Here is a 4,564-nt window from a genome sequence, read left to right as displayed (position 1 = left end):
ACCACAACAATTCAATCGGGGTGTTGTGCGAGACTTGGCTTTCCGCCTTCGCTCCCTTCGGCTTGCGGTACTTTGCGGCAAAGTAGAACAAGCAGATTGAGATCGGGATGAAGAAGAAGATACAGACAGCGGTAATGGCATAATAAAGCCAATCCGAATCTGCAGCGAACGTCGACGCGGAATCCGGGAACCAAGCGTAGTCTTCGGTGTAATCGCTCAGCAGAGAAAATGCGGCAGGTAACATAGCCATCGTTTATCTGTTAGTCAGTTGCAAAATAAAATTTGGGTTCAAGCCGGTTTCTTCGCGTTCGCTCCGGCGATTTCTCGATTGTTGGCAATCGAGGTTACGGTTCTGTCTTTACGTCTTGTTCGTCTTCGTTTCCAGTCGCCATCGATTCAGCGTCCTCAGGAACGACCGCTACACCTCCTTTGCGACCTAGCCAATAGGGCGCCAAGCAAGCGAGCATCAATCCGATCATCGCGGCTCCGCCGAGTCGCATCAGTCGCCAGGCGTGCCAGGTGTAACTGTTGGAATCAGGGTCGTAGCTGTAACACCACTGGATAAATTGGTCGACGGGGGATCCCACCGTTCCTTCGCCCGCTTCGACAAGTGCGAGTTTCAGTTGGTCGGTGGGAAAGTCGATTGCCAGCGAATAACGCGAGATCACACCCTCGGGCGAGATGAACGCGAGCATCGCGGGATGGTTGTATTCTTTGCTTCGTGCGTCGTATCGGTAACGAAACCCGAGCACATCGGCCAATTTGGTGATCACGGGTTGTTTTGCGGTGCAAAACTCCCAGCCCTCGGCGGCTTTGGGGTGATTCGTCAGTTGTTCGATGTATTTTTGTTTCGTTTCGCGAACGCGTTCCGTCGTCTCTTTAGGGTCGATGCTGACCGTCAAAATCTGAAAGTCTTCGCCAACCTTGAGTTCGAGTTTGTTGAGCGAATCAGCCAAACGATTGAGCTGGATATTGCACAGCATCGGGCAATTGCTGTAGTTCAGCGTAATAATCGTCGGTCGTTTGCTATCAATGTAGTATCCGGTTTTTGTTTTTCTTCCAAACGAATCAAGCAGGGGTAGATCGAGCGGGACAAGGTCGCCTAGTTTTTGTTCGACGGTGATCCCGCGAGCTTCCAACGGCAGCAAATTGTTTGTGACCGGGGCGCCTTCGCGTACCCCGCCGTCCTGAGCCGTCACCGTGGAGGCGGTGGCGCACAAGCCGATCATCCCCAGCATCATCGCGAGGATGACGCCGCTGGTTCGTGGTTTGCTGACTGCCCATTGGCCGCCGGAAAACCTACGCTTGGCTTGGATCAACTTGGTCATTCGATGCTTTTTTCTCTGCGTCGTTCTGTTTTTCTTCGTTCTTGCTTTCGGCCACGACAAGCTCAATTGCTTTGTCGATTGGGATCGTGATCTTGCCGGTTTCTTCGTCGACGCCGTAAACCGAAATTCGCTCTGCTTGTTCGCTGAGGACTTCGTTTTGGCGTTGGTAGCTGCCCATCGCGCTCTTGGCTTCCAAGTGCCACTGCGAGATTGAAAAGTAAAACACTTGGACCGCCAAAGCGGTAACCGCAGTAACGACCACCGAGATCACTCCGACAGTGAAAATGCGGCTCACATTTAAGTCATCGTATTGGGCCATAACTATTCTAAATCTGTTTCAAGCGTTTAATGCGTGTAAATAAGGGTGTCGGGATCGATCGGGGAGGATCGGTCGACTAAATATTTTCAAAGGCAATCGATTCGGCCAACCGTGGGTCGCGAACCGCAACAATTCGTGTTTGGCTGGCGACGCGAAGGACCAGACCGACCATCAAGGCGACCATTCCCAGCACGCACAACACACTCGCGACCACGCCGAGAGCTCCGCCGGCACTGCCATGAGCTCCGGGGACACCTGCATGCGCCTCGGGCATCACCATCCAGTAAATATCAACATAGTGCATGACCAGGACGTAAAACGCCCAGAAGAACACCCATCGCGGGCGGCGACGTACATACATGCTCATCGTACCGAGAAATGGCAACATCCAGTGCAAAAAAACCAACACTAGCGACAAGCTGCCCCAGGTTCCCAATTGACGGTGGTACAACCACTCCGTTTCCTCAGGAATGTTCGCATACCAGATCAGCAGGTATTGGCTGAACGAGATGTAGGTCCAAAAGGTGACGAAACCGAAGATCAGTTTGCCCAGGTCATGGTAGTGTTCGACCGTCACTTCGTCCCGCATCGCACCGGCCTGCTGCAGCAAGTAGGCGGCAACGGCCAGGATGCAGTGTGCTGACAAAATCGAACCGGCAAACAGGTAGACGCCGAACATGGTCGAGAACCACATCGGTGCCAGACTCATCACCCAGTCGAACATCGCAAAGGTCATGCTGCCGCAGTACAACATTACGGCCGGGCCGCTCCAGAATTGCATGCGGTCGGTCGCAGCACGCTCGCCGGTTTCGTCCTGTTCGACGCTGCCGCGGAAATAATAGACGGCCAATCCGATCCAAATCGCAAAGTAAATGCAGGCTCGGACGGTGAACCAATCTTGCGAAAGCCACATCGTCTTGTTCTCCCACATCGCTGGGTCGAGGTGGTTGTCCTGCGCGAATGTCGGACTGTCCCAGCGGTAAAGAGCTGCGTCGGTGGTCCATAGCGTAACCACGATCGGTAGGAACAGGACCGCCATCGGGATGATCATGATCATTACCAATTCGGCAATCCGGCGAAGCACGGTGCTCCAACCGGCTCGAACCAAGTGCTGGATCATCACAAAAAACAATGATCCAAGCACAAGCGTCAAGCAGTACATGAACGCAGTCAGGTAGGCCGACATGCCAAATTTGGGTTGATCAACGCCAAAAGTTGCAATCAACCAGCCTACGATCAGCACCAACACACCGCCAATACAAAGCGGAAGGCTGAGTGCCGACAGGGAGGCTGGCAATTTGAAGGCTGGGTCGTCAGCCGGTTTGATGGCCGGTGCGTGCTTGGACATCTGTAGTTCAGCAGTAGGATTGAAATGATGTGAAAATTTTGAGGGTGAAGCCAAGTTGGCTTCGGGCATCGAACGCGGGGGGGCGATCGAACTATTTATTGGCGGCGGCCTTCGCGGCTCGCTCTTCTTCTTTCTTGCGTTCTGCTTCAGCAGCTTCGGCAAGCTGCTTGTCGACTTTGTTTTTTTGCTTTTCGACCTTCGATTTCTCGCTGGCAGGCACCAAGTCCATCGAAGCGTTCTGGCTCTTCTGCAGAGCGCGAACGTAGGTCACGATCGCCCAGCGGTCTTTGGCTGTGATCTGTCCGGCGTAACCAGGCATTTTGCGGATCCCGTTGCTGATCGTGTTGAACAGCTTGCCATCAGGATATTGGTCGGCGTACAGCACGTCTTGGTGCAGCGATGATGGCGGAACCCAAGTCGCAGCCATAATCTTTTGAGCGCGTTGGTTCACCAAACCGTTGCCGCGTCCGTCCATGCCGTGGCACACCGAGCAGTAGATGTTGAACTGCTGTTGGCCTTGGCGAACGACCGCATCGGAAATTTCAATCGGGTTTTGCTCAAGCCACGGCGTCGTTTCCATGATGCTCTTTTCGGCTGGCGGAGTCGCTTCGGCAGCAGGTTCTTCGCCTTCGGCTGCCAATGGCGTCAAGTAAGTTCGCACCAAGTGTTCAGCACGCTGCGAATCGACTTGGGCAAATTTCTCCATGTCGATCCCAGTCAAAAAGTTTAGGTCGGCGTCCATTTGGCCGCGGGCCACCGTGCCAGGAACATCGGGACGCATCGCACGATTGTCCGCAAACAGCGTGGTCGTTTGTTGAGCATCACGAGCGGGTGAGAAATCCATATCGGGGAAGATGTGGAATCGTGGCTGGCTGCTGGTGGTGACTCGCATCTTGGCGACGATCAACGCGGGGATGATCGACAAGCCAATCAGAATGCACAGACCAACAATCAGGAACCTCGGAATCGTGGTCGGCGAGTCATCGTCGACGACGGTATTGATGTATTCGGTTCCCGTTTCGCCCAGCAATTTCTCGACACCTTTGGCGTCAAAGCTCTTGTCTTTGGAATCGATGTACAGGAAGAAGCGATCGTCGGTGACGCGGTCAAAACGTGGATCGGTGAAGATCGGATTGCTGAATCGCGGCAGCCCGTTGAGTGCCCACATTCCAAAGAACGTGCAGAACGACGCAAACAGAATCGTCAACTCGAACGCCACCGGAATGAACGCTGGCAACGACAATACGTAAGGTTTGCCCGAGATGATGTAGGGATAGTTAAGACCATTCATCCAGATCTGCATCGCCAACGCAGTGCAGGTTCCGGTCAATCCACCGGCCAACGCCAACCACGGCAAAACGGTCGGCTTGATTCCCAAGGCTTTGTCGATTCCGTGAACCGCAAAGGGAGTGTAGGCGTCGGTTTTGGTGTAGCCGGCATCACGAACTCGCCGACAAGCGGCTAGTAGCGTATCGACCGATGTGAACTCGGCGACAATCCCGTGAATCTTCTTTTCGTTTTTATCGTCTGACATACTTACCGTCTGACATTCGCTATCGATGATGAATG

At 53.8% G+C, this 4,564-nt stretch carries 5 protein-coding genes; all 5 read right to left on the bottom strand.

The window, feature by feature from the left end; all coding sequences use genetic code 11:
* Window positions 1-250 (bottom strand): cytochrome c oxidase subunit II transmembrane domain-containing protein (locus tag RMSM_RS01810; RefSeq protein WP_008690679.1); only part of this gene is annotated, 250 nt, incomplete at its 3' end.
* Window positions 251-344: 94 nt separating this feature from the next.
* The gene (locus RMSM_RS01805) at window positions 345-1,328 is read right to left on the bottom strand and encodes an SCO family protein (RefSeq protein ID WP_008690677.1); all 984 of its coding nucleotides are present in this window, start codon (window positions 1,326-1,328) and stop codon (window positions 345-347) included.
* Window positions 1,300-1,647, bottom strand: coding sequence for a hypothetical protein (locus RMSM_RS01800; RefSeq protein WP_008690676.1), 348 nt, complete (start codon window positions 1,645-1,647; stop codon window positions 1,300-1,302). The genes RMSM_RS01805 and RMSM_RS01800 overlap by 29 nt, the downstream gene beginning before the upstream one ends.
* A gap of 76 nt (window positions 1,648-1,723) precedes the next feature.
* A complete protein-coding gene (locus RMSM_RS01795) occupies window positions 1,724-2,995 on the bottom strand; it encodes a hypothetical protein (RefSeq protein WP_040763575.1) in 1,272 nt (423 codons plus the stop codon).
* A gap of 91 nt (window positions 2,996-3,086) precedes the next feature.
* Complete coding sequence (locus RMSM_RS01790) at window positions 3,087-4,529, bottom strand: quinol:electron acceptor oxidoreductase subunit ActD (protein ID WP_008690672.1); 1,443 nt, start codon at window positions 4,527-4,529, stop codon at window positions 3,087-3,089.
* Between the last annotated feature and the right edge of the window lie 35 nt (window positions 4,530-4,564).

Source organism: Rhodopirellula maiorica SM1, assembly GCF_000346295.1.
GTDB classification, from domain to species: Bacteria; Planctomycetota; Planctomycetia; order Pirellulales; family Pirellulaceae; genus Novipirellula; species Novipirellula maiorica.
The sequence above is the reverse complement of the archived record's forward strand: the minus strand, read 5'-3'. Positions and strand labels throughout refer to the sequence as shown.